The sequence below is a fragment of the Streptomyces sp. NPDC058685 genome (assembly GCF_042714725.1).
In the GTDB taxonomy this organism is placed as follows: Bacteria; Actinomycetota; Actinomycetes; order Streptomycetales; family Streptomycetaceae; genus Streptomyces.
In genome coordinates this window covers 48,315-73,659 of record NZ_JBHXSL010000006.1, presented here as the reverse complement: position 1 = coordinate 73,659, position 25,345 = coordinate 48,315, and the positions used below count along the sequence as shown (strand labels likewise).

Below are 25,345 nucleotides of genomic sequence, written 5' to 3'. Positions count from 1 at the left end.
ACGTCCGCATTTCCGGCAGGCAACGATTTGCCGGAACAGCGTGTGTCGTGAGTCACGTTCGAGTTGAATGATCCGACGTGCATCAGCTCGCGCGGACGCGTCCTGCAGGGGGTACAGGATGAGTGCTTCGAAGAGTGAGGCCGCCAACGCGCTCGGGCCCGACGAGCCGGAGCGTGCCGGTACGGGGCCCGAGCCTGCCGCGGTGCCCGGTTCGGAACTGCTCGCCGCACTCCTGGACGGGATGGACGCCGCGCTCTGCGCCTTCGACGCGGACGCCACCATCACGCACTGGAACCGCGAGGCGGAACGGATCCTCGGCTGGTCGGCGGAGGAGGCCGTCGGCAGGCGCGGCTTCGCCGGCTGGGCGGTGCGGACGGCCGACGCCGGAGAGGTCCAGGGCCGGCTCATGGCCGCGATGGACGCGCCGGGCCGGCAGGTCCACGAGTTCGCCCTGCTGCGCAAGGACGGCGGCCGGGTGCTCGTACGGACCCAGTCGGCGCGGGTGCTCGGCGCCGACGGCGCGCCGGCCGGGGTGTACTGCGCGTTCAGCGAGGTCCACGCGCAGATCGACCTGGAGCGTTCGATCGCGCTGAGCGAGGCGCTGTTCGAGGACGCGTCCTGGGGTGTCGTCCTGGTGGACGTGGATCTGCGGCCGACCGTCGTCAACGGCTATGCGGCACGTGCCCTCGGCGCGGGGCGGACATCACCGCTCGGCCGGCCGCTGGGCGAACTGGTCGTCCAGGGCGTGGAGCAGCTGGAGGGCGCGCTCCACCATGTGCTGGCGGAGGGCGCGGCCCGCGGACTCAGCGAGGTGTGGGTGACCCTGCCCGCCGGCGAGACCGAACGCCGCCGGTGCTGGCGCAGCGGCTTCCTGCGGCTGGCCTCCCCGCTCGCCGAGGAGCCGGTGCCGCTGGGCGTGGGCTGGCTGTTCCAGGACGTGACGGAGGCGAAGCTGGCGGAACAGGACGCGGACCGCCTCCGCTTCCGCTCCAGCCAGCTGCATCGCGCGGGCCGGGCCGCCGCGGAGTGCGAGGACCCGATGGAGGCGGCGACGGCGTATCTGGACTTCGCGCTCGCCGGGTTCGCCGACCACGCGCTGATCGACCTGATGGAGCCGGACGGCCGCCGTCTGGTCCGTACGGCCTCCACACCGTCGGGCGCGCCCGGGCCCTGCGTCCCGGTGGCGGGCGGCGGCATCCCGGTCCGCTATCCGCACGGCCACCCGGCGCTCCAGGCGGCCGACCGCAACGGCTCGGTCCGCGCGAGTGCCCCGGCCTCCGCGTCGGCGAACTGGTCGACTGACCGCCAGTGGCCGCGCGACATGGTCCACGCCCTGTGCTCGGTCCTGCGCAGCCGGGGCCGCACGCTGGGCGTGGTGACGTTCCTGCGCGGCCCCAGCCGCCCGGCCTTCGAACGCCCGGACGCGGTCTATGCGGAGAGCATGTCGGTCCTGACGGCAGCCGCACTCGACCTGGCCTCGACGACGGACGGAGACAGGCCGGAGCACTGAGGCAGGGGCCCGCCTCACCGGTCGGGCCCGATCCGGACGAAGGCCGAGCGGACTCGTCCTAGTGCCGGAAGAAGATCCGGTCGCCGTACTCCGTCATCACCCGGCCGTTCCATTCATGGCCGCCGTCCACGTTCCCCGAGCGCAGCAGCGGCGGTTCGATCCCCTTCTCCACCAGCCGCTCCGCGGCAGCCGCCATCGTCGCCTGCATCAGTGCGCTGGTGACCACGGTCGACGCCGGGGCGAAGGGCGCCTCGATGCCCTCGTGGGTGAGCTCGGCGTCGCCGACCGCGATCTTGGAGTCGAGCACGATGTCGCAGTGGTCCTTGAGGAAGGTGTCCGAGGAGTGCCGCGACCGGGTCTCCTCCGCGTAGGCGACCGAGGTCACGCCGATGACGGTGAGCCCGAGGGCGCGCGCGTTCATCGCCATCTCGACGGGCAGCGCGTTGCGGCCGGACAGGGAGATGATCACGAGGACGTCGCCCGACCTGGCGGGGCTGGAGTCGAGCACGGCGCCCGCGAGACCGTCCACGCGCTCCAGGGCGGAGCCGAGCGTCGCCGGCATCACGTCGACACCGACGACACCGGGGACGGCCAGCAGGTTCATCAGGGCGAATCCGCCGGCGCGGTAGACGACGTCCTGCGCGGCCAGCGACGAGTGCCCGGCCCCGAAGGCGAACAGCCGGCCCCCGGCGGCGATGGCGTCGGCGATCGCCTCGCCCGAGGCCGCGATGTTCTCCGCCTCCTCGTCCCGTACACGCTGCAGCAGACCGATCGCGGCGTCGAAGAACTGACCGGCCAGCTTGCTCTCGCTCATCGCCGAGCCCTTTCCGGGGGTGGAGGTTCCGGGAGTGGGGAACAGGCGCGGGAATACCCGCGTCGCGGATCACGTTGCGGTCTGGACCATTGCTGTGTCAATACGGCCTCCCGTACCGGCCTGCCGACAGGTTTCACGGAGTTTTTCCACAGGCTCCGCCCGCGGCTTCTCCCGGCACGGCACGGTTGTCGGTGGGATGCGTAAGAATTGACCCGGGGCCGCAGCGCATCACGATTTATCGAGGGGCACGTATGTCCGGACTGATCGACACGACGGAGATGTATCTCCGCACCATCCTCGAGCTGGAAGAGGAAGGTGTGGTGCCCATGCGCGCCCGTATCGCCGAACGGCTCGACCAGAGCGGACCCACGGTCAGTCAGACCGTGGCCCGCATGGAGCGGGACGGACTGGTGACGGTCGCCGGCGACCGTCACCTGGAGCTGACCGAGGAGGGCAGGCGGCTGGCGACGCGCGTGATGCGCAAGCACCGGCTCGCGGAGTGTCTGCTCGTCGACGTCATCGGGCTGGAGTGGGAGCAGGTCCACGCCGAGGCCTGTCGCTGGGAGCACGTGATGAGCGAGGCGGTCGAGCGACGCGTGCTCGAACTGCTGCGCCACCCGACGGAGTCGCCGTACGGCAACCCGATCCCGGGCCTGGAGGAGCTGGGCGAGAAGGCCGAGGCGGACCCGTTCCTCGACGAGGGCATGGTCTCGCTCGCGGACCTCGACCCGGGCACGGACGGCAAGACCGTGGTCGTACGCCGGATCGGCGAGCCGATCCAGACGGACGCCCAGCTGATGTACACGCTGCGACGGGCGGGCGTGCAGCCCGGCTCGGTGGTGAGTGTGACGGAGTCGGCGGGCGGAGTCCTGGTCGGCAGCAGCGGCGAGGCGGCGGAACTCCAGGCGGACGTGGCATCGCACGTGTTCGTGGCCAAGCAGTAGGCAGGGCGCGGAGAACAGGCCGACCGGGGCGGGTAGCCGGTACGGCCGCCACCACGGCCCGACCGGGGCACGTGGCCCGGCAGGGCCGGTCACACCGGGCGGCACGGGAAGGCCCAGCAGGGCCACCCGGCCGACACCGGCATGGGCGGACGCGGACGGTCTGCGTCAGCCTCCGTCGGAGGCGGCTGGTTGCGGAAGGCTGCCCGGGACATCGCGCCGTCGCGCCGAGTGGCCGGTGCGGCGGGCACAACAGGCCGCGCGGGGCGGCTCGGTAGGCCATCCGCCGGCCGCAGGCGTGGGCCCGGCGCCAGCGGTGTGACCGCCCGTCAGGCGTGGTGGGTCACAACCTCCGCAGGGCAACCGGCAACGGCGGCACGGCAGCATGCCTGCCGCCGGCCCGGCGCGGCGCATCGCATGCCCGCACCCTGCGGCACGGCCGCAGGCCCAACCCGCAGGCGCCGAAGCGCCGGTGGCCGTCGTCAGCCCTCACACGGGGGCGGGCAGGGGCGCGTCCGGCGGCGCGATCGCGGCCCGTTCACCGCCTCGTGGAGACGTTTTCCGCCCGGAATGGCAGCGCCCGGGCGAATCGCGTGCCACGCTGGGGCAGACGCATATGACCCACGGTCGGGGTGGGGATCCCGCCGGCGGAGGCAGGGGGAGGTCAGGGTGATGCGCCCCTCGTACGTCCCGCGCGCACAACGGCGCAGTCCATGCGCTCCGGAGCCACAGAGGGGCCCCGGCGCCCGTGAGCGCCGGGGCCTGTCCTCCCCTGTCCCGACCCGGAGCCCCGAGCTCCCAGGGTCAGTCCCCTCGGACCGTCTTCCCCGAGCGGCCCGCCTCCCGCTGAAGATCTCCCCTCGGCGACGGAAGTCAATCCTTGAGCGTGGTCACTCGAACGAGGGGTGTTGCGCGCAGGAACCATGTTTTCGAATAGGAGTTCGATAGGCTGGCGGAACTTCGACCGATCTGGACGACCGGGGGAGAGAAGGGGGTGCCAGGCACATGGTGCGGCGCATCGATGTGACCGGAGCCGATGGCGTACGCCTGGCTGCCTGGGAGTTCGCGGACCCGCCCAAGGGGAGCGGTGAACCGGAGCCCGCGCCGGGGGTCTTACTGCTGCACGGCCTGATGGGCCGCGCGTCCCACTGGGCGTCCACGGCCCGTTGGCTCTCCGACCGGCACCGCGCGGTCGCTCTCGACCAACGGGGCCACGGACGCAGCGACAAGCCGCCCGAGGGCCCGTTCACCCGCGAGGCGTACGTCGCCGACGCGGAGGCCGCGGTCGAACAGCTGAACCTTGCCCCCGTGACCCTGATCGGTCACTCGATGGGTGCACTCACCGCCTGGCAGCTCGCCGCCAAGCGCCCCGACCTGGTCCAGGCGCTGATCATCTGCGACATGCGGGCGTCAGCGCTCGGGGCGGCCTCGCAGCGGGAGTGGGACGACTGGTTCCGGGCCTGGCCCGTGCCGTTCGCGACGCTCGCGGACGTCCGCAGATGGTTCGGCGAGGACGATCCGTGGGTCGAGCGTCCGACCCCGTCGCGCGGGGAGTTCTTCGCCGAGGTCATGGCGGAACGGGCGGACGGCTGGCGGCCGGTGTTCTCCCGCCGGCAGATGCTCAAGGCCCGGGAGACCTGGGTCCACGACGCGCACTGGGAGGAACTGGCCCAGGTCCAGTGCCCCACCCTGGTGGTGCGCGGACTCGACGGTGAACTGGGCCGCGCCGAGTCCCAGGAGATGGTCAGGGTGCTGCCGCGCGGGGAGTACGCGGAGGTGGTCGACGCGGGCCATCTGGTGCACTACGACCAGCCGGAGGGCTGGCGCTCGGCGATCGAGCCGTTCCTGGACGGCGTCCGTACGCCCTGATCCGTACGCCCTGATCCGTACGCCCTGATCAATGACCTGCGCGTCGTGATCCGTTCGGTGTGATCCGTATGTCGTGATCCGTGCGGGGTGATCCTGACGTGGCGCCGGCCGCGGCTCCTGGCCGGCGCGCCTGTGCGAACGTCCCACCGCTCGGCGGGATCAGGCGGTGCGTCAGAAGCGGTGCGTCAGAAGGAGAAGACCGCACCCTCGGCGAGGCTGCCCTCCATCTCGCAGCGGTTGCCGTACGTCTCCGACCACGACACGTGCTGTCCCTGCCACACGCCGGTAGCCGTGACCACGACCGGGTCCCACTGGCGCGTACACATCGTGTGCGAAGGCGAAGACTTCAGCGCCGAGAACTCGCCGTCCACGGCACGCAGTTCACGGCACGCGGCGGTCGGCGCCGGGTGGGTGCCGTCGGCACGCGGGGTGCACGTGAGGGTGACCGCACGCTCGACGGTCGCGGTCGCCGCCTGCTCGCCCTTGCCGATGCTCAGCACCAGCGCAGAGGGGGCGTAGAGGCTGTTGGAGCCGGCCGGCTGCGCGTCCGGCCCGGCGGGCGCGGCGTGCGCGGTGGAGAGGGCGGCACCGCTCAGCAGCAGGGCGGCAGTTGTGGCGATCGTGTTGCGGATGTAACGCATCGGTGAATCTCCTGCATTCGGGGGTTGATTGCGGTCGGGAGTCTTGCGCATGCGCACAGTGAACGCACATGCGGCGGTTCTTTCCGGCCGCATACGTGCGAACCGACGTGACCGAATGACCGTTCGGGCAGCTCGCACCGGGTCCGCGTCCTCGCATAACACCGTCCATCATGTGGATGATCTGTGATGGTCCAACGGAAAACTACCGTCTGACCTGCGGTTATGGCCTGGCGGTACGTTTCTTCGGACAGCAGGCTTTGACTGGAAAGTGTTGCCTTCTAAAGACCGTTGACCTTCCCGAAAATGTGTTCATAGGCGGGTCTTTCCCTCGAATACATCAGAAAACGGGATCATTCGTAACCTGTGCCACCGTGCCGCGTTGATCATCCGACGCCCGCAAACGCGAGGCTCGTTCGGCAGCTTCCGCTGTGGAGCCCCGCCAGGCATGGTGTCCCGGTGGTCCGATTCTCTGGGGAGGACGCATGGAACGCAGGCGGTTACTGCAGGCCGGAGCCGGGTTCACCCTGGCATCCGTGGCGGGACAGTTCCCTTTCCCCGCCGAGGCGAGTGCCGAGGCGGCAGACAGAGCAGGCGCATCCGGCACGAGCGATCCCTGCTCGGGCCCCACGATCGCGATGTACGGCGTCGCGTCGCTGACCGCGGCGATCGTCGGCATGACCGTTCTCGGCGACAAGGCGTATGTCGTCGCCCGCGGTCAGAACCCTCCGGTGCTCGGCGAGATCGACCTTCCGTCCAAGACGCTCACCAGGGCCGTGCGGCTCAACCGCGGTGAGGGCGGCTGGGCGACGACGGTCTCGGGCGGGCACGTCTACGCGGGGACGTATCCGTTCCCGGACATCTACCGCTTCGACCCCGCGACCGGCCAGGTCGCGCTCATCGGCACGATCGGCCCGTCCGGCGGATTCGTCTGGTGTCTGACGACCGCGCCCGACGGCACGGTCTACGCGGGGACTTCGCCCCGCGGCGAGGTGTGGGAGTACAAGCCCGCCACCGGCACGCTGCGTAACCTCGGCGTGGCCTTCGCCGGCCAGCAGTACGTCCGCGCGATCGCGGCCGACGACCGTTTCGTATACGCGGGAACGCTGCCGTCCGGTTACGTCGTCGCCTACGACCGCACCACGGGCGCCAAGACGAACATCACCCCCACCCCCTACGGCGGCGCGGCCGCCATCATCGCCCGCGACGGACGGGTGATCGCGGCGCTCACCAAGTACCTCGTCGACATGGCCCCCGACGGCAGCGACGCGAAGGTGATCGCCACACCCGCCGCCGAGCGGCTGCTCGACGCGATGACCATGACGGCGGACGGCACGCTGTACTGCGTCGGCCGCCCGACCGGCACCGTCTACCGGCGGGACGGCGACACCCTCGTTCCCGTCGCCGCCCCGACGCCCGGCGACGAACACCGCGCCCTGGTCCCGCTCGACGCCACGACACTGCTCGGCGCGGCGGGCAGCGGCCGGCTCTGGTGGCTGAACCTGGACAGCAAGCAGTCGGAGATAGTGGAACTGATCGACGCCGGTCTGTCCGGGCCCGACCCCGTGCAGTCGATGGCGTACGAATCGCGTGGCGTCGTGCATGTCGGCGGGCACTTCTCCATCACCACCCACCGCACCACCACGCGGGGCACCCGCACCTCCCGGCGCACCAGCGTCGCGGGGGAGCCCAAACAGCTCCAGGTCGTGGGCAGCAGGCTGTACGCGGCGATGTACCCGAGCACCGAGCTGCTGGAGCTCGACCCGGACCGCGGACGGGTCAGGTCGCTCGGCTTCATCGACCACGACCAGCAGCGTCCGACGGACATGGCGCATGTGCGCGACCAGGATCTGCTGCTGGTGGCGTCCGCGCCGGGTGTCGGTCTGCTCAAGGGTGCGCTGACCTCGCTCGACCGGCGGCGGCGCAAGATCACGGTCTACAAGGACGTGATCACCGACCAGAGCGTGATGTCCCTCGCGCTGGACGACAGGAGGGGCCGCAGGATCGCCTATCTCGCGGGCGACACCTGGGGCGGTGGCAGCGTCCCGCCGACCCGGCCGAGCGCCACGATCGCCGCCTTCGACCTGACGCGGCGTGAAGTGCTGTGGGAGGTCACGCCCATCGAGGGCTACGCGAGCCTCCAGCACGTCGCGGTGTCCGACGGTGTGCTCTACGGGGTCTACAAGCGGCTCGCGGGCGCCTGGTTCGCCATGGACCTGGCCACCCGCACCGTGATCCGGACGGGACGGCTGCCGAGCTACGGCGAACTCAGCGTGCACGACGGCCATGTGTTCGCGTCGATCTTCGGCGGTCTCGTCTACCGGCTCGGACCCGACCTGGCCGAGGCGCAGTTCATGCTCGGCGGGCTCGGCGACGGCTGGTACAACCCGCCGCAGCTGGCCTGGGAGCGGTACTCACCGCACGCCTGGGGCGTGGCGGGGCGCGACCTCGCGAGGCTGCGGCTCGACCCGCGCTGCCCGGCGCCGGGCCAGGCCCGCAGGCCCCTTCCGGACACACACGTCCTGGAGGGCCTGCTGGCCAACTGACCGGCCATGTCCGTGCGGAGACCCGTCAGCCGATCGGCCGGCGGGTCTCCTCGCGGACCTTCACCGTCGCCTCGGCGACGGCCTTCAGGTCGATCTCCTCGGGGGACTTGGTGGCCGTCTCCGGGGTGACCAGCGCGACGGACGCACTGGTGTTGTCGTCCGCCCACGCGCACATGGGAAACGTGGCCTTGCCGCCGGCGCCCGCCTGCTCGGTCACCAGGACCTGGCAGCTCACCGGCACCTCCGACCCCGCCGGAGTGACGTCCTTCGCCGGGACGGCGACGGTGGTGCCGTCGGCGTCCTCGGCACCCGCGAGCAGCTTGTCGCGTGCCGCGTCCGGGTCGGCGATGCGGCCGTGCAGACCGGAGATCACCAGCACCCCGGTGCCCGAGGCCGAGGTGTACTGCGCCACCGCCGACTTGGCGTCCTTGATGGTCTTCTCACTCGTGCCGGCCAGCTGGTCCTGCGTCGAGGCGGAGCGGTCGTCGGCCAGCTTGTACTTCCCGTCGAGCAGCGTCGGCGGCACGGTGAGGCGGTACTCCGCGGCCGGGAAGCTCTTGCCACCGCCGACGACGTTGTTCCCGAACCACGAGAGGCCCAGCACCGCCGCGATGACGGCGAGGGTGATGCCGACGATCAGGCCCGCGTTGTTCTTCTTCTTCGACGGGGGCGGCGCGCCCCAGCCGCCGGGTCCGCCCGGCCCCGGGTACGGCTGCTGGGCGTACGGCGGCTGAGGATGCGGCGGCTGCCCTCCGTAGCCCGGCTGGAGGTGCCCCTGCTGAGGGTGCTGCGGGTACGGAGCCTGCTGCGGGAACTGCGGCTGTCCGTACGGGCTTTGCGCCCCGTAGGGGTTCGGGGTTCCGTAACCCCCCTGCTGCGGCGGCTGATTCGGCGGCGTCGACATGGCCGTCAACCTACGTCACGGGTGCGAAGCCGCCGTCGTCAACCCCGGTCATCCCTTGCTGACAGCGGCCAGGATCTCCGGCAGCCGGTTCGCCGTCTGCGGGGCCGCGACGCGCACGCCTGCCCAGCCGATCAGCAGTCCGTACGCCGCCCCGGCGGGGAGCAGCACCCACAGACCCGACTCCTCGTTCGCCGCGTGCATCCAGACCGTCAGAGCGATCACAGGTGCACACAGCACGGCCGCCGAGATCATGCCTCCGAAGATCGAGATCCAGGCCAGCCCGGCCTGTCCGGGCGCCACGTTCTTGTACGCACTGTCCTGCGGGATCGAGTACGGGAAGCGGGCCGACGACACGGCGCCGGTCGCCAGCATGGCGCCCAGCAGCGCGAAGGACAGGCCCATGACCTCGGGCAGCGCCCGCCAGTTGCCGAGCAGAGCGGCGGTGAGGACGGTGACCAGGACCGTGTACGGGAGGGTGACCAGCAGCAACGCCAGGGCCCGGGCACGGAGTTCGGCGTACGCGTCCTTCGTGGACGAGATCGTCTGCGCCACCATCCAGAACGCCGAGGTGTCCTGCCCGAACTGGTTGTACATCTGAATGCCGAGCATCCCCGCCGCGAAACAGGCGAAGTACAGCGAGCCGGTGCCCTGGAGAGCGTTGAACACCGGCACGATCAGGCCGATCGCCAGCGCCGTCACCCAGGCCGCCTTGGTCTTCGGGTCCCGCCACACATAACGCAGGCTGCGCTGCATCACCGTGCTCGTACGGCCCTCGGGCAGCAGCCGGTGCAGACCGCTCGACGACTCCTTGCGCGTGGACTCCGAGGCCGCCGCGAGGGTCGAACCGTCCGGTGCCGTCATCAGCTTGGTCAGACTGCGCTGCCAGGACCACAGCAGGACGAACAGGGCCACCGCGGACAGGGCGAGCTGTTCCAGCGCCACCGCGTACGAGCCGTCGCTCGCGGAGCCGATCGCGGCGATGGCCGAGGCGGGCGGGATCCACCGCACGATCCCCGCCGCGGGGTCGAGCGCGGACAGGCCGCCGGACTCGCCCAGCCGCTGGGCGCCGAAGTTGACGATCTGGATGCCGACGGCGATCACCAGTCCGCTCAGCAGGGCCAGGTCGCGGCCCTTGCGCGAGGTGAGCAGCCGGATGTTGCCCGCCGCGACCGTACGGGCCAGGGCCACGCACACCAGCAGCGTGAGCGGGACGGCGACGACGGCGACCAGCACGGCGAAGGCGCCGTGGGCGAGCGCGATCGCCGACCCCACCACCAGGCAGAGGGTGAACAGCGGGCCGATGCCGACCAGCGACGCCGCCAGCAGCGCGAAGACCAGCGGCTGCGGCCGCAGTGGCAGCATCACCAGCCGAGTGGGGTCGAGCGTCTCGTCGCCGCTCGGGAAGAACAGCGGCATCACAGCCCAGCCGAGCGCCAGGACGGCCGTCAGCAGGACGACCAGCGACACCGCGTGGTCGGTGCCGCGCAGCAGGATCAGTCCGAGCAGTTGACCCGCGGCGAGCAGCAGCGTCACCACGAGGGAGGCGACGAAGGCGGCGGTCCGGGTGGAGGACTGGCGCAGGCCGTTGCGCAGGAGCGCCAGCTTCAGCCGGACGAAGATCCGGGAGAGATGGGCGGTGCTCACCGGGCACCGCCGCCGAGCCAGTCCAGCGACTGCGCGGTGTCGCGGCCGTTCGCCCCGACCAGCTCCAGGAACGCGCTCTGGAGCGAGGGTGCGTCACCGCGTACCTGCGCGAGCGGTCCCTGGGCGACGATGCGACCGGCGGCCATGACCGCCACCCAGTCGCACAGCGACTCCACGAGCTCCATCACATGGCTGGAGAAGACGACCGTCGCGCCCGAGGCGGTGTACCGCTCGAGCACCCCGCGGATCGTCTGGGCCGAGACCGGGTCGACGCCTTCGAACGGCTCGTCCAGGAAGAGGACTTCGGGGTTGTGCAGCAGCGCGGAGGCCAGCCCGATCTTCTTGCGCATACCGGTCGAGTAGTCGACGACCAGTTTGTGCTGCGAGCCGGCGAGATCCAGGACGTCGAGCAGCTGGGCGGCGCGCTTGTCGACCTCTTCGCCCGGCAGGCCCCGCAACCGCCCGCTGTAGGCGAGCAGTTCACGCCCGGAGAGGCGCTCGAACAGCCGCAGGCCCTCGGGCAGTACCCCGATCCGGGCCTTGACATCGACGGGATCGCGCCAGACGTCGCTGCCGGCCACCTCGATCCGGCCCTGATCGGGGCGGAGCAGCCCGGTCACCATCGACAGGGTGGTCGTCTTGCCGGCGCCGTTCGGCCCGACCAGGCCGATGAATTTGCCGGCGGGGAGGGTGAGGTCGATGCCGGCGACGGCGATCTGCTCACCGAACCGCTTCCACAGGCCCTCGACCCGGACGGCGGGCGCCGCCCCGCCGGCACCTGGCGCCACCTGTTCGTCCGGCATGATCCCCGCCTTTCGGTGTTCCCCGTACGTACGAGGTCCACCATATGTACGGCGGGCGGGGGAGCGGCAGCCGCGCAGCGGGCGCACCCGCCGGCAGCCCGGCGGCGGGGACCCGGCCGGTCGCTGGTGCCGCGACAGGGCGGAGCCCCCGGGAGGGGCACTGGGCCCGGACAGGACCTAGCCGCGGCGGGCGCGCTCCGCCGCCGCCTCGCGGCCGCAGGCGTATGCCAGCGGGCTCAGCAGCTCGTCGACGTCCGGCAGCCACCGGTTCGCCGGGGTGGGGCGGCGGGCCCACTGCACCGCGCCGCGGCCGCCGACGCGAGTGGGCGGGGCCGCGACGTAGTGGCCCTCGCCGCGGGCGACCAGATCGATGGAGGACGGCACCCAGCCCAGCGTGCGGACCAGCTCGGGGATCTTGGAAGCCGCGCCCGGCAGGACGAAGAAGAGCATGCGGCGGTCGGGGGTGCAGGTCACCGGGCCGAGAGGCAGATCCATCCGCTCCAGCCGGGCGAGGGCGAGGAAGCCGGCCGACTCCGAGACGTCCAGGGCGTCGAAGGTGCGGCCCGTCGGCAGCAGGATCGACGCCCTCGGCGTCTTCGACCACAGCCGGCGGGCGGCGACCGCGCTGCCGGTGGCCTGGTTCGCCCAGTCCGGCCGCGCGGGGTGCGCGCCGGGGGACGGGCAGTCGGTGTCGCCGCACGAGCACTGCTCGCGGCCCTCCACCGCCTCCAGCCAGGTGCCGGGGAACACGTCCCAGTGCCGCTCTTCCGCGTACCGCACGGCATGGTCCAGCAGCTGCTCACCGCGCTGTTGCGGGATCCGGGCGGCTTCGGTGACTCCCATGGTCTCTTCCACGTCACACTCAACTCCCGCTGTCACCTTGGGTTACGGGCGCCCCGAGCCGGGTCGCGGAGCATCGATCCTGCATGCGGGGCGCATCGGTGCACGGACGGGGGCGCGCACGCGGCCGGGCCACGGGGAGCGGGTAGCCACTCGCAGGGGGCCGTCGGCAGGGGGACGCGCCGTCGGCCGGGGGGAGCGCGCGCCTCGCGTGGCTTCCGGAAAAAAGAGACCAAGTCGCTCAAGTCTGCATTCTCCGTATATCAGCCGGGCAGTGATCACTGCGTGGATCACCGCGGGCCTCAGGGGGTAGTCATGGCAGCCAGGCCTCTCGTCGCACGACAGCCGAACGAACGCTTGCAGGCACTCATCCAGGAAGCCGGGTGCTCGAATGCGGGGCTGGCACGACGCGTCAACATGGTCGGCACGGAGCGCGGGTTGGACCTGCGCTACGACAAGACGTCGGTGGCGCGCTGGCTGCGGGGCCAGCAGCCGCGCGGCCGGGCGCCCGGGATCATCGCCGAGGCGCTGGGGCGGAAACTGGGACGGACGGTCACGATCGACGAGATCGGTATGGCCAACGGCAAGAACCTGGCCTCGGGCGTCGGACTCCAGTTCTCGCCGACCGTGCTGGGCGCCATCGAGCAGGTCTGCGAGCTGTGGCGCAGCGACGTCGGGCGGCGCGACTTCCTGTCCGGCTCCGCCGTCGCGGCCTCCGCGCTCGTCGAACCGAGCCGCGACTGGCTGATCACCGGCGCGGACACCCAGGTGGCGCGTACCGCCGGCTCCCGCGTCGGCGTCTCGGACGTCGAGGCGGTACGGGCGATGACGGCGGCCCTCACCGACCTGGACCACCGGTTCGGCAGTGGCCATGTCCGTCCGGTCGTCGTGCACTACCTCAACTCCGTGGTGTCCGGGCTGCTGTCGGGGTCGTACCGCGAATCGGTCGGCCGTGAACTCTTCGCTGCCGTCGCGCGGTTGACCGAGCTCGCCGGGTACATGGCCGTCGACACCGGGCAGCCCGGGCTCGCCCAGCGGTACTACATCCAGGCGCTGCGGCTCGCCCAGGCGGCCGGCGACCGCGCCTACGGCGGCTATGTACTGGCCGCCTCCATGAGTCATCTCGCCGCCCAGCTGGGCAATCCGCGGGAGATCGCCCAGCTCGCCAGGGCCGCCCAGGAAGGCGCCCGCGGCCATGTCACCCCGCGGGCCGAGGCGATGTTCCTCGCGGCCGAGGCGCGCGGGCACGCCCTCCTCGGGGACGCCCACACCTGTCACGCGGTGGCCGGCAGGGCGCAGGCGGCGCTGGAGCGCGCCGAACCGCGGTCGGGCGACGACCCGGCGTGGATCGCGCACTTCGACCGGGCCTATCTCGCGGACGAACTGGCCCACTGCTACCGCGATCTGGGCCAGGCCGAGGCGGCCGCGCACCATGCCACCGACGCGCTGGACGGCCACCCCGAGTCCCGGGCGAGGCGGCGGGCCATCGGGCTGGTGCTGCTCGCGACGGCGCAGGTCCAGCAGCGCGAGGTCGAGCAGGCCTGCCACACGGGGACGCGCGCGCTGGAACTGCTGGGCGGGCTGCGCTCCAGCAGGGGCGCGGAGTATCTGGACGATCTCCAGCAGCGCCTGGAGCCGTACGCGGACGAGCCGGCGGTCCGTGAATTCGGTGCGCGGCTGGAGCTCCAGGCCGCCTGAGAACCGGAATCAGCCCGTTAACAGCGCCGGGCGTTCGCTTCTTGTTACTGCTTCCACACGTGTGTGCGGGGTGCCTGACGGACCCGGTAGCGTAAACCGACGATTCCGTAGGTCCACACGTAGGAGTCCCGGTGACGCACAGCGGACAGGGTGACGAGCAGCGGCACACCGCTGCCCGGCCCGCGCACGAAGGCGTCGTGCTGCCCGCCGACGGGTCAGAGCCTTTCATACCAGGTGCCTCCGGCGCCCAGGCGGCTCCGGCCGGCGGGCAGCCGTGGGGCGAGCCCTGGGGCCCGTCGCAGGGGCAGCAGCAGGCGCAGAGCGACGCGTACGGACAGCAGGACCACAGACAGGGCCACAGACCCGAGCCGGCCTTCGGGCAGCAGGGCGAGGACCCGTACGGAGCGCAGCGGTACGCACAGGAGCCGCAGGGCCAGGACCCCTACGGAGCCCGCCAGGACCAGCAGTACGGCCAGGACCGCCAGTACGGCCAGGGGCAGTACGGACAGGACCGGAACAGCGGTCAGCAGCACGCGCAGGGCCCGTACCGGCCCGACCCGTACGCGCAGCCCGCTCCGCAGTCCTACGACCCGCAGCCGTCCCAGGGGACCCAGGGCGGCTGGGGCGAGGCCCCGGAGGCCGTCTACGGCGTCCAGGCGCAGCCGCTGCCCCCGGCGCAGCCCCTGCCGGACGCGGTGCCCCCGCAGGCCCTGCCGGCGTCGACCCCGGGCGGGAGCGACACGGACGCGACGCAGTTCATCCCGCCCGTGACGGCGGGCGCTCTGCCGCCCGAGACGTCGGCGGAGTCCACCACCTTCCTCGGCACCCGGTCGCTGCCCGGCGCGGGAGCGCAGCCCGGGGCGGGCAGCGCGGGCGAGGCGGCCACCCAGTTCCTGCCGCCGGTGCCGGCCGAGCCCAGCGGGGCGCCGCTGGGGATCCGGCCCGGGACGCCCGGCGAGCGGCAGCCCCCGGCGGAGTTCGACAGCCTGTTCCGGTCGGACGCTCCGGGTGCCCCTATGGCGGACGCGACACAGCACCTGCCCCGCATCGAGAGCGGCCCGCAGCAGCCCGCGTACCAGCAGCAGGCCCCGCGGCAGCGCCGGGCGGCGTCCTACGAGCCGCAGGAGCCGGAGTCGCGGCGGCGCAAGTCCTCGCGGGTGCCCGTCGTCGCGGCTGTGGTCGTCGGCTGCGCGGTGCTCGGACTCGGCGTCAGCGCGGTCGTGTTCGGCGGTGACGACAAGAAGGAGGACCCGGGCCCCGGAGAGAACGTGGCCGCGTCCTCCTCCGTCCCCGAGGACGACTCCCCGAAGGCCGCGGACGATCCGGCGAAGCCGCAGGCCGAGGCGCTCGACAAGCTCCTCGCCGACAGCAACAACAGCCGGGCGGCGGTGATCCGTTCGGTGGAGAACATCAAGCAGTGCAAGGACCTCGACCAGGCGTCATCCGATCTGCGCGGCGCCGCGGACCAGCGCCGCAGCCTGGTGACCCGGCTGGAGGGGCTGAGCGTCGACAAGCTGCCGCGCCACTCCGAGCTGACGGCCGCGCTCAACGAGGCATGGAAGTCGTCGGCCTCGGCGGACGACCACTACGCGGTCTGGGCGACACAGGTGAAGAGCAAGAAGGGCTGCAAGGACGGGCAGGCCCGCAACACGGGGCAGTCGGCCCAGGGCAACCGGGCCAGTGGTGAGGCCACCAAGGCCAAGCGGGAGGCGTCCGGCCTCTGGAACTCCATCGCGACCAAGTACGAGCTCACCGAGCGCCGCAGCGACCAGCTGTAGGCGAACGGCGGCCGCACGGACGGTCCGGCGGGCGGCGGCGAGAGCCGGCGTCGGCCGGATCCGGACGACCTGAGGATCAGCACCGCGCGGACGGCCTCGATGATCAGGGCACGGGAACGTCGGCCGGATTCGGGACGGGAGCCGTCGGCCGGATCAGGGTCAGGAACGTCGGCCGGATCCGGACGGTTCGGGCAGCGGCGTCGCGTCAGCCCGATCCCGTCACCGACGCCGTCAGCGTCTTCGAGACGTCTACGAAGTTGTCCCGCTGCGCCACCAGCCGCCCGTCGCGGACGACCTGGAAGGTCACGCCCCGGTTCACGAGCCGCGGGAAGCCGGAGACGCCCAACATGTCCTCGTACTCCCAGCGCAGCGGCGGAGTGAGCCCGTCCGTGGACACCCGTACACCGGTGTCGAGCGCGCGGGAGATCTTCCCCGGCGAGATCTCGTCCGAGTCGAGCGACTGGATGACCGTCCTCAGCACCGTGTAGGCGATCCAGGTGGTCTGCACACCGGCGTCGGCGGGGTCGATGCGGTTGTCGCCGAAGGCGTGCGTGCTGATCACCTTCTTCATCTCCTCCCAGCGCGCGTCGGCCGCGTCCGGGTACCAGCCGGTGAGGAATGCCCCCTCCAGCGGGCCTTTGCGTCCGCCGGTGCGGTCGATGAGCGACTGGCTGACGCTGCTCAGCACCGAGGAGACCCTGATCTTGCGGTCGTCGTCGGGCAGCCGGCGGAAGGAGTCGATGAAGGTCTCGGTGCGATCGCCGAGTGCCGCCGTGACGCAGCCGGGGCGGTCGTCGTCGTCCGTCGCCGCTCCGGCCCCCGCCTTGGTACGGGCCTGTTCGGCCTGCGCGGTGTAGTCGGTCGCGTCCTCCGCCGCCAGGATGTCGGTCGAGGCGCGGCGGCTGGACCCGGCGAGGCCGGCGTTCAGGAGCTCGGGCAGTTCGTCACCGGCCAGTGAGTTGGGCCGTACCAGGGCGACCCGGCGGCAGACGTCCGCGAGCTGAAGACCCTGGCCGGCCAGCAGAGCGGCCTGACCGCCGTTGACGGGGTAGGAGAGGTAGCTGGTGAACTCCTCCTCCGATATCCCGTAGCCGCCGATGAACGGGATGCGGGCGGCCTCCAGCGGAGCCATGAAGGCGTCGCCGTGCTGGCTGTAGGAGCCGACGACGGCGTCCACGCCCTCCTTGGCCGCGCGCCGGGCGCAGGTGGCCGCGCCGGTGGAGGTGTTCTGCTCGTTGCAGGAGATGATGCGCAGCTCGTGGCCGTCGATGCCGCCGTGGGAGTTGACCCAGCGGGCGTACGCCTTCGCCATCGCGGGCATGCCGGGCATGTTCGTGGTCTTGGTGTCCTGCGGCGCGAAGGTCATCACCGTGACGGGCTCCCTGGAGCCCCCCGTGCTTCCAGGGAGCACGCCACACCCGGTGACCAGCAACGTTCCGGCCACCACTGCCACCGCAGGCATGCGTACGGCGCGAACCCGTGAGGTCCATGAGGGGCGGGGGGAGGAGGAACGTCGCCAACCGGTCATGCTGCGTCACATTTCCGTCTCCCGGGTAACGGAGCAGTGTGCATTGCTCAACGGCGGGTGACCGGGAAGTGAATTGCGGGGGCCTGTCGGCCGGACGGAGAAAGGAACGTACGATCGAAGGCGTGCAGCAAGGTCCTGTCCCCTCTTCCCGTCGCGGGCGTCGCTCCTCCACCATGGGCGACATGCCCCCTACTGACATGCCCTGGTGGCGTTGGCGCAGCAATGTGCGCTCGGCGCTGCACATGCTCTCCGACCCCGTCTTCCATCAGGAGACCTGGCTGGCCGGCCGGGAGGGGTACGGCGATGTCACCGACGCCGTCTACCGGCTGGTCGAGGACACCTGGCTGGACAACTGGTCCGCCGAGAAATACGTCGGCACGATCTTCCGCGACTCCAACGAGGCGGCCCTCGTCGACGTCGCCGTCCTGCGGGTGCTGCGCATCATGCACCAGGTGGGTGCGGACGCCGCCGTCTCCGCCTACATGCAGCACCACGGCTGGCCGGAGGCGGTCCGCGCCGCCCGTGACGCGCACGTACGGCTGGCCGCCAACGACGGCGAGGACCCGGACGCACCGCCGCGCTCGCTGGACGTGCTGCGCATCATGACCCGCTCGGCCTGAGCGGCCCCGCTCGCTCCGGCCGGTCCGTCTGACGGACGGCGTCCGGTGCGCCGAGGCGGATATGGCACCCTACGAGGATGACCGACCAGTACGTCCTGACGCTCTCCTGCCCCGACAAACAGGGCATCGTGCACGCCGTGTCGAGCTATCTCTTCATCACGGGCTGCAACATCGAGGACAGTCAGCAGTTCGGGGACCGGGACACGGGTCTGTTCTTCATGAGGGTCCACTTCTCGGCCGAGTCGCCGGTGACCGTGGAGAAGCTGCGCGCCAGTTTCGCCGCCGTCGGTGACGCCTTCCAGATGGACTGGGAGATCCATCTCGCCGAGGAGCGCATGCGGATCGTCCTGATGGTCAGCAAGTTCGGCCACTGCCTCAACGATCTTCTCTTCCGCTCCCGGATCGGCGCGCTGCCGGTGGAGATCGCGGCCGTCGTCTCCAACCACACGGACTTCGCCGAACTCGTCGCCTCCTACGACGTGCCGTTCCATCACATTCCGGTCACCAAGGACAACAAGGCTGCCGCCGAGGCGCAGCTGCTCAGCCTGGTGCACGCCGAGAACGTCGAGCTGGTCGTGCTCGCCCGCTACATGCAGGTGCTCTCGGACGATCTGTGCAAGCAGCTCAGCGGCCGGATCATCAACATCCACCACTCCTTCCTGCCGAGCTTCAAGGGAGCCAAGCCCTACCACCAGGCGCATGCGCGCGGTGTGAAGCTGATCGGTGCGACCGCGCACTATGTGACGGCCGACCTCGACGAGGGCCCGATCATCGAGCAGGAGGTCGAGCGGGTCGGCCACGAGGTCACCCCCGAGCAGCTGGTGGCGGTCGGGCGCGATGTGGAATGCCAGGCGCTGGCCCGCGCGGTGAAGTGGCACGCCGAACACCGCATCCTGCTCAACGGCCGCCGTACCGTCGTCTTCGCCTGACGCCTGACGCCTGACGCCTGACGCCTGACGCCTGTGCGCCTGTGCGCCTCACGCGGGTATGCCTGACACGGGGGCGCTACGGTGCCGCCGCCGGGCTGTCGCAGAGGTCGTCCAGGACGAAGGCGTTCTCCGCCTCCTGGAGCTTCCGCTCCGCCTCCAGCTGGTCCAGCAGCCCCGGCAGGACCTTCTCCTTGTCCCCGGCACCCAGGAACTCCAGGACGGCCCGGTAGAACGCGTCCCGCAGCGTCGGGGGCATGGCGTCCGAGGCGTCCATGCAGATCTGGCGCGAGCCGTCGATCAGCTTCTGGACCGCCAGGGTGCTTCCGGACTGCGGGGTGCCGCCGACCGGGGTCCCGGGAAAGAACGGACGCTCGCCCGCCGGCGCCGCCTTCACCCAGTCCTCGCGGGCCTGGCGGGAGGTGAGCCGGCCGAGCAGGTCCCAGGCGGCCGCGCTGGGCCTGAAGACGGCCGCCATGTCGCCCGAGACCTCGTACGCGCCGTCCGCGTCGGCCGACTTCAGGCCGAGGAAGCGGGCGGTCGGCGTGGGCAGCACCGGCGGCACCTCGTCGTCGTAGTGGCGGCGGATGAACGACCCCTGGTGCTCGTAGTCGCAGCGACCGCTCTTCAGCAGCCCGCGGCGGCCGTCCGGAAGCCGCTCGAAGGAGGAGTTGAGCCCCTCCGCGCCGAGGTCCCCCTTGCCGTCCGCGATCAGCTCGGCCCACTTCCGCCAGGACGGCGCGGTCTCCTTCCACGGCATCCCGCCGGTCGCCCACCGCTCGTACTCCGTGTCGCCCATCTGCTGGAGCAGCAGGTCCTCGATCCAGTCGGTGCCCGGCCAGCCCGACGTCGCCCCGGAGCCGAGGCCCAGGCACCAGGGGCGCTCCCTGGTCGCCTGGCCGGCCGGCTTCCCGCGGCTCCACACCAGGGACTTGAGATCGACCCTCACGGGCGCCCAGTAGGCGCGCGTACGGGCCTCGCCCTGCTCGTTCTCGACGGTGACCGTCGGAGCCCACGGCGGGACCGCGGCGCCCGACACCTTCTCCGGCAGCGGGTACGCGTCCCCGGCGAGGGCGAACTCGGCCGCGTCCCCCGGGCTGTTGAGGATCGCCATGTCCGGTGGCGCGCCCGCCTGGAGCTGGGCGACGAGCGTCTCGCGCAGCGACCGGGTGCCCTTGTAGACGTAGGTGAGGCCCGTCCGCTTCCCGATGCTGCGCAGGACGTCCACGAACGGCTTCTCCTCGCCGTCGGTCCACGAGCCGAGGATGACGAGGGTGCGTTTCTCGGCCGGGTCGGAGCAGCCGCCCGCGGTCAGTGCCGCCGCGGTCAGAAGGATGCAGGCGAACAGGGCCCTCAAGCGCTTCATGCGTCCGGGTACTTCCGTCGGGGGCGGGCGGGCGGATAGGGGCGGACGTAGAGGTAGAGCGTCACACCGCAGGCCAGCGCTCCGGTCGCGGCGGCGGCGGACGCGATGCCCGCCGTCAGCGACCAGGTGTCGGGGGTGGCACCGCGCATCACCGTGTCCGTCCGGCGTGCGGTGGCCTCGATCAGGCGCGGCGCCTCACGGCCGGCCGTGACCCGCTCCAGTACGCCGAGGTCCCTGCGCACCTGGTCCTGCGCGCCGTGCTCCTCCGCCCCGGCCACGGCGAGCAGGACGGGTGTGACCAGCACGGGCACCGCGGCCGCCGCGAGCTGCACACTCACCAGCCGCAACCGGTCGCGCAGGAAGGCCGAGGTGCCGACCAGGACGAAGGCGAAGAGGGCCGTGGCCAGGGCCGCCGCGGCCGCGGCCGTGAGGGTCAGCGGGCTCCAGGCCGCGAGGTCGTCGTTCTCGCGGTGCAGTTCCCTCTCCAGTCCGGCGATGCGGTCGAGGATGGAGGTCGGCGGCATCTCGTCACTGTCGGACACCGTGCCCACGCGTCCGCGGAGCATGTCGTCGGCGTAGGCGACACCGGCCTTGCGCAGCACGGGCGTCGCGCGGTGCCGCTCGGCCCAGGCGATCTTGTCGCCGTACCCGACGACCAGACCCGACACCACGCGCAGCTCCTGCTCCTGCGCCTTGCGCAGGGCGCCGGACTGCGCGACCCGGCCGAGGCTCTGGGTGGCTTCCGTGAGCCGGGAGCGATAGGTCTCGCCGAGTGCGACCATGCCGGGCCGGTCACCGGTGTTCAGCCGGGTACCGGCCTGCGCCTGGGCCAGTTCGAGCGAGGTACGGGCGCGGGCCAGGTCCACCAGCGCCGGTGCGCACCGGTCACGCAGCCGTTCCGTGCGGTCGTGGATGTCGGTGTACGCGGCTCCCGAGAGCGCGAGGGCGATCACGGCGAGCGCGGGCAGCACCACCATCCGCCGGCGCAGGAACCCGGCGGTGGGGGTGCCGCCACCGGCCTGTCCCGACGCCCGCAGCCACAACTCGGGGAACAGCTGCCGCAGCGCGTGCAGACCACGCACGGCGGCCGGCCGCAGCCGGGTCCGTGCCGCGCTCAGCCGCACCACCGCCCAACTGCCCGGCCGCGACCGGGCGGGGGCCTCCTCGGCGGCTTCGGGCGGGCGCAGCGCGGTCATGCCTCCTCCCCGGACGTCCGGGGCCGCCGCACGACCTGGGGGAGCCAGTCACCGGCGGACCGGCGGGCGCGTTCACGGGTGCGCCGGTCCCGCTGGTGGCGCACGCCCAGCGGCCGGGTGCGGTACGCGTTGTCCAGCAGCGCCTCGGCGAGCGCCGCGTCCTCCGGGTCGTCGGTGCGGGGCACCTGTTTGGCGAGCCGGCGGTAGCAGGCGGACAGCTGCTCGCGCAGTTCCCGTTCGCCCGCCGGGACCGACGCCGCGGCGGGCAGCGCGGACCGCAGCTCCGCCAGCGGGTCCGCGGCCATGCCCTTCTCCCGTGCGCCACGGACGAGTTCGAGCAGCAGCTCCAGCAGTTCCGCGGTGAGCCGTTCGTAGGACTGCCTGTCGGTGAGTCCCTCGTGACTGACCAGCCGGCGCAGGGCGGCGTACGCCCGCACCGCGGACGCCGTGCTCGGCGCGGAGCCGTCCGCGGGCAGGCTCGCGTGGATGCGGACCATCGCGGTGCGGGCCGCGGTGCGGTGCCGGGAGTCCGGGGGCACGCCGTCCAGCGAGGCCAGGGCGCGGTCGGGGCTGCGGCGCGCCAGATGGATACGGGCGAGACCGAACGCGGCGCTGCCGAGCGCGTGGTTGCGCCGCCAGACCGCGTCGTAGAACCGCATGGCCTGCTCCTCGTGATGGTCGCGCTGTTCCTCCTGCTCGGAGGTGCGCGGTTCGCCGGACCGCCACAGGTCGGCGAGCTTCTCGTGGCAGTAGCCGAGCGCGAGTTTGGGCGCGTACTCGCCGGGGATCGCGCTGTAGACCTCGTCGAAGCAGTTGAGGGCCTGGCGCAGCCTGCCGTGCGCGAGTTCGTTCAGGCCCTGGTGCCAGTCCAGGCGCCAGTCGAACCGGGCGCGGTCGCCGAGCAGCCGCCGCGCCCGTTCCAGTTCCATCCCGGCGGCGACCAGATGCTTGTCGGGCTGCCGCACCTGGTCGCGGGCGAGCTCCAGATGCAGCCGGCAGCGCAGCAGATGCAGTTCGGGCGAGCCCAGCCATTCGTCGCTGAGCTGGAGCAGTCCGGCCGGGTCGGCGTAGGAGGTGCGCTGGAGCTCCTTCCAGTTGGGGTCCTCGCGGTCCGCCTTCGGCACCGGGAGCGCGACCGCGACCTCGGCCGGGCCCGGTACCCCGGCGCCGAGCGGAAGGGCGAGGCCGCTGCCGGACCGCCAGCGCACCAGCGGCGGGGCCTTGCCGAGCTGGCCGTCCAGCGCCGAGGCCGCCGGGTCGAACAGCGGCGACGGCTCGAACGTCTCCTCGCCGAGCCGCAGCGAGCGCAACTCGCGCAGCACTCCGCGCAATTGGAGGGACATCTCGTCGGCGGACGCGTAGCGGCGCTTGGGGTCGGGCGCCACCGCGCGGCGCAGGGCCCGCTCCAGGGACTCCGTGCCGAGGTCGGCCGGGGGCGCCGGGGCCTTGGCGAGCAGGTCGCCGAGCACGGCGCCGACGCCGTACAGATCGCCCGCGGTGGTCATCTCCCCGCCGGGGCCGGTCTCCGGCGGCCGGTGGCTGACGGGACCCGGATCGCCGGGCTTGCGGACGCCCGCGACGTCGATGAGCTTGATGCCGTTGCCGCAATGGAGCACGTTCGTGAGCGAGAGGTCCCCGTAGACGAGGCCCTCCTGATCGTGGAGATAGCTGAGCGCGTCGAGGATCTGGAGCCCGTAGACGACGATGAACTCCCGCAGCCGCGGCCCGGAGAACGGCGGATCGTGCTGGGCGATCCGCGCCGCGACCCACTCCAGCGGCGCGCCGTCGGCGAACTCCATCACGATGAACTCCGCCGAGGTCGTCGGATGCCGGGCGTAGTTGACCACCCGGATCACCGACGGATGGTTGAGGCTGACCAGGCGCAGCCGCTCGCGGTGCGCCTGGAGCACCGCGACGGGGTTGCCCGGGTCGAGGATGCCCTTCAGCGCCACCGGGCGGTTGTCCAGCAGCAGATCGCGGGCCAGATAGACCTGGCCGTGGCTGCCCTGCCCGAGCGGGCCCACCACCTCGTACTGCTGATGCAGCCGGTCGCCGCCCGTCAGATGGTGTCCGGTGGACGCGATGACGAGCGCGTCCGGGTCGCGCACGGCCACGGACGGCAGATCGGTCAGCCCGTCGCCGGGGAGCTCCACGGCGAAGTCCCGCGGCCCCTGCGGCCCGGCCAGTGCCGCCTCGGCGTTCTCCGCCTCCAGCAGCGCGGTCTCGACGGCGACGGTGAGCTGGAACAGCGCCTGCGGGAGGGCTTTCGTGCCGTGCAGCGGGCCGCCTTCGCGCAGCCGCCGCAGTTCGTCGCGCAGTCGGCCTGACTGTTCCTCGGGAGGCCGCGGGCGGGGGAGTTGGGCGGACGGCGGCAGGTGCCGTAAGCGCCTCTCGGTCTCGGCCAGTCCGGTCAGGCGGACCGCCAGCCGCTCGACGCGGGTGCCGGGCCAGCCCGCCTCCAGCAGCTCGTCGCGCACCCGCTCCAGCAGCGGGGACTGCGGATCGCTGAAGACGAGGAGCAGCCGGCTGTCGTCCCGGGCGAGCACGGCGCGCAGCAGCGCCACGATCTCCTCGTCGGGCGACGCCGAGCGGTCGACGGCCAGGAAGGCGGTGCTCAGCGGCGGACTCTCCGCGGCGATGCGGTCCAGCAGCGCGGTACGGGGGCCGCCCGAGGACGGCGCCCTGTCGAGGCCGATGCGTTCGGCCGTCAGCCCGGCGAGCTCGTCGGCCGTGCGGTTGGTGGCGTCCACCGCGATGTCGATGCCACCGATCTGCGGTTCTCCCGCCGTGCTCCCGGAGGCGGACGGCGGGCTCTGCTCCCGGTCGGCGAGGGTGAGGGCGCTGCGGATCGTGAACAGCAGCGCCTGTTCGCCCTCGCCCGCGAACAGCACCTCGACCGGGTCCGTGTCCGGAGCGCCGTCCAGCCAGTGCGTCATACGGCGGTGGAGCCCCGGCACCCGGCCGGACGCGGTCCGTTCGGGTGCCACGGCGACACCGGCCGAGACGGCCTTGGGCCCGGTGACGGTGATTCCGAGCCGCTCCAGCGGCAGATGCTTGAGCACCGTCTCCGTCGGGATCATGTACGCGTGCTCGCGGCGGACCGGGGCCTTCGGTGTGCCGAACTGATGGGCCAGGATGCCGAGGAGCCGCCGCGAGCCGCTGTGGACGACACCGCTGCCGCTGTAGCCGTGGCGGACGGTGTAGGGCGCGCCTTCGGGGTCGAGCTGCACCCACTCCGCCCGGTGGCCGGGGCCGCCGCGCCCCATCAGCCGCGCGGTCAGATGCTCGCCGCCCGGCAGGTCCTCCGGATAGCCGGTCAGATGGACGGGGTTGCCGGGCCCCGGCACCTGGCGGTGGAGCACGGCATGCGGCACGGCCGGCTCGTGGTCGAGCTTGAGCAGCGCGAGATCCCCGGCGAACTCGGTGGTGGGCTCGACCAGATACTCCTGGAGCACCCGGGCCCGCAGCGGCTCGGGCTCCGGCCCCGGGGCGCCCGGCACGTCGACGTACACCGTGTCGAAGGGCACGCGCCCGCCGTCGAGGCCGGGCCGGGACAGCACGGTGTGGGCGCAGGTGAGCACCAGTCCCCCGGGGAGCAGCACCCCCGCACCCAGCGGACGTCCGGAACGGTTCTGCGTACGGAACAGGCAGACCCGCCAACTTTCCTCTTGCGGCAATGAGTTGGACGTACGCAACGGCTCCCTCATACTGCTCAACGATAACT

At 72.1% G+C, this 25,345-nt stretch carries 18 protein-coding genes; 8 read left to right on the top strand and 10 right to left on the bottom strand.

Features of this window, described 5'->3' with window-relative positions; translation table 11 throughout:
* Nucleotides 1-118: 118 nt before the first annotated feature.
* The gene (locus ACFWU3_RS07455; protein WP_384432593.1) at nt 119-1,510 is read left to right on the top strand and encodes a PAS domain-containing protein; all 1,392 of its coding nucleotides are present in this window, start codon (nt 119-121) and stop codon (nt 1,508-1,510) included.
* Between the two features lie 58 nt (nt 1,511-1,568).
* On the opposite strand, the gene ACFWU3_RS07450 is transcribed toward ACFWU3_RS07455, so the two are convergent.
* Complete coding sequence (locus tag ACFWU3_RS07450; protein ID WP_383246239.1) at nt 1,569-2,324, bottom strand: SIS domain-containing protein; 756 nt, start codon at nt 2,322-2,324, stop codon at nt 1,569-1,571.
* A 251-nt stretch (nt 2,325-2,575) separates the two neighbouring features.
* Between ACFWU3_RS07450 and ACFWU3_RS07445 the strand changes: the two genes are divergently transcribed.
* Both ACFWU3_RS07445 and ACFWU3_RS07440 read left to right on the top strand, forming a co-directional pair.
* Nucleotides 2,576-3,268, top strand: coding sequence for a metal-dependent transcriptional regulator (locus tag ACFWU3_RS07445; RefSeq protein ID WP_327683043.1), 693 nt, complete (start codon nt 2,576-2,578; stop codon nt 3,266-3,268).
* Between the two features lie 1,002 nt (nt 3,269-4,270).
* The gene (locus ACFWU3_RS07440) at nt 4,271-5,134 is read left to right on the top strand and encodes an alpha/beta hydrolase (RefSeq protein WP_313945693.1); all 864 of its coding nucleotides are present in this window, start codon (nt 4,271-4,273) and stop codon (nt 5,132-5,134) included.
* Nucleotides 5,135-5,319: 185 nt separating this feature from the next.
* On the opposite strand, the gene ACFWU3_RS07435 is transcribed toward ACFWU3_RS07440, so the two are convergent.
* Nucleotides 5,320-5,775: a subtilase-type protease inhibitor gene (locus tag ACFWU3_RS07435; protein ID WP_384432588.1), complete on the bottom strand. Its 456-nt coding sequence runs from the start codon at nt 5,773-5,775 to the stop codon at nt 5,320-5,322.
* A 533-nt stretch (nt 5,776-6,308) separates the two neighbouring features.
* Here ACFWU3_RS07435 and ACFWU3_RS07430 point away from each other — a divergent pair.
* Entirely contained in the window at nt 6,309-8,318 is a 2,010-nt protein-coding gene (locus tag ACFWU3_RS07430) for a hypothetical protein (RefSeq protein ID WP_384432585.1), read from the top strand.
* Nucleotides 8,319-8,343: 25 nt separating this feature from the next.
* Here the strand turns inward: ACFWU3_RS07430 and ACFWU3_RS07425 are convergent, their stop codons facing one another.
* The 4 genes from ACFWU3_RS07425 to ACFWU3_RS07410 form a co-directional block, all read right to left on the bottom strand.
* Nucleotides 8,344-9,222, bottom strand: coding sequence for a hypothetical protein (locus tag ACFWU3_RS07425; RefSeq protein ID WP_384432582.1), 879 nt, complete (start codon nt 9,220-9,222; stop codon nt 8,344-8,346).
* 48 nt (nt 9,223-9,270) lie between these two features.
* Nucleotides 9,271-10,866, bottom strand: a complete 1,596-nt coding sequence (locus ACFWU3_RS07420) for a transporter (RefSeq protein ID WP_384432579.1) — start codon at nt 10,864-10,866, stop codon at nt 9,271-9,273.
* Nucleotides 10,863-11,669: an ABC transporter ATP-binding protein gene (locus ACFWU3_RS07415; protein ID WP_384432576.1), complete on the bottom strand. Its 807-nt coding sequence runs from the start codon at nt 11,667-11,669 to the stop codon at nt 10,863-10,865. The genes ACFWU3_RS07420 and ACFWU3_RS07415 overlap by 4 nt, the downstream gene beginning before the upstream one ends.
* A 177-nt stretch (nt 11,670-11,846) precedes the next feature.
* Nucleotides 11,847-12,512, bottom strand: a complete 666-nt coding sequence (locus ACFWU3_RS07410; RefSeq protein WP_384432573.1) for a bifunctional DNA primase/polymerase — start codon at nt 12,510-12,512, stop codon at nt 11,847-11,849.
* 312 nt (nt 12,513-12,824) lie between these two features.
* Here ACFWU3_RS07410 and ACFWU3_RS07405 point away from each other — a divergent pair, with 312 nt between their 5' ends.
* Entirely contained in the window at nt 12,825-14,207 is a 1,383-nt protein-coding gene (locus ACFWU3_RS07405; protein ID WP_384432570.1) for a transcriptional regulator, read from the top strand.
* Between the two features lie 131 nt (nt 14,208-14,338).
* The gene (locus ACFWU3_RS07400) at nt 14,339-15,985 is read left to right on the top strand and encodes a hypothetical protein (protein ID WP_384432567.1); all 1,647 of its coding nucleotides are present in this window, start codon (nt 14,339-14,341) and stop codon (nt 15,983-15,985) included.
* 205 nt (nt 15,986-16,190) lie between these two features.
* Here ACFWU3_RS07400 and ACFWU3_RS07395 read toward each other — a convergent pair whose 3' ends face one another.
* Entirely contained in the window at nt 16,191-17,513 is a 1,323-nt protein-coding gene (locus ACFWU3_RS07395) for an ABC transporter substrate-binding protein (protein WP_384432564.1), read from the bottom strand.
* A gap of 173 nt (nt 17,514-17,686) precedes the next feature.
* Here ACFWU3_RS07395 and ACFWU3_RS07390 point away from each other — a divergent pair, with 173 nt between their 5' ends.
* Nucleotides 17,687-18,133: a hypothetical protein gene (locus ACFWU3_RS07390; RefSeq protein WP_327686835.1), complete on the top strand. Its 447-nt coding sequence runs from the start codon at nt 17,687-17,689 to the stop codon at nt 18,131-18,133.
* A 77-nt stretch (nt 18,134-18,210) separates the two neighbouring features.
* Nucleotides 18,211-19,062 carry a formyltetrahydrofolate deformylase gene (gene purU / locus ACFWU3_RS07385; protein WP_384432561.1) on the top strand — a complete coding sequence of 284 codons (852 nt, stop codon included), beginning with the start codon at nt 18,211-18,213 and terminating at the stop codon, nt 19,060-19,062.
* Between the two features lie 76 nt (nt 19,063-19,138).
* Here the strand turns inward: purU and ACFWU3_RS07380 are convergent, their stop codons facing one another.
* The 3 genes from ACFWU3_RS07380 to ACFWU3_RS07370 are packed head-to-tail and all read right to left on the bottom strand — an operon-like array spanning nt 19,139 to nt 25,328.
* A complete protein-coding gene (locus ACFWU3_RS07380; protein WP_384432558.1) occupies nt 19,139-20,425 on the bottom strand; it encodes an extracellular solute-binding protein in 1,287 nt (428 codons plus the stop codon).
* Nucleotides 20,422-21,621, bottom strand: a complete 1,200-nt coding sequence (locus tag ACFWU3_RS07375; RefSeq protein ID WP_384432555.1) for a hypothetical protein — start codon at nt 21,619-21,621, stop codon at nt 20,422-20,424. Before ACFWU3_RS07375 ends, ACFWU3_RS07380 begins: the two co-directional genes overlap by 4 nt.
* Complete coding sequence (locus tag ACFWU3_RS07370; RefSeq protein ID WP_384432552.1) at nt 21,618-25,328, bottom strand: tetratricopeptide repeat protein; 3,711 nt, start codon at nt 25,326-25,328, stop codon at nt 21,618-21,620. The genes ACFWU3_RS07375 and ACFWU3_RS07370 overlap by 4 nt, the downstream gene beginning before the upstream one ends.
* Nucleotides 25,329-25,345 lie beyond the last annotated feature (17 nt).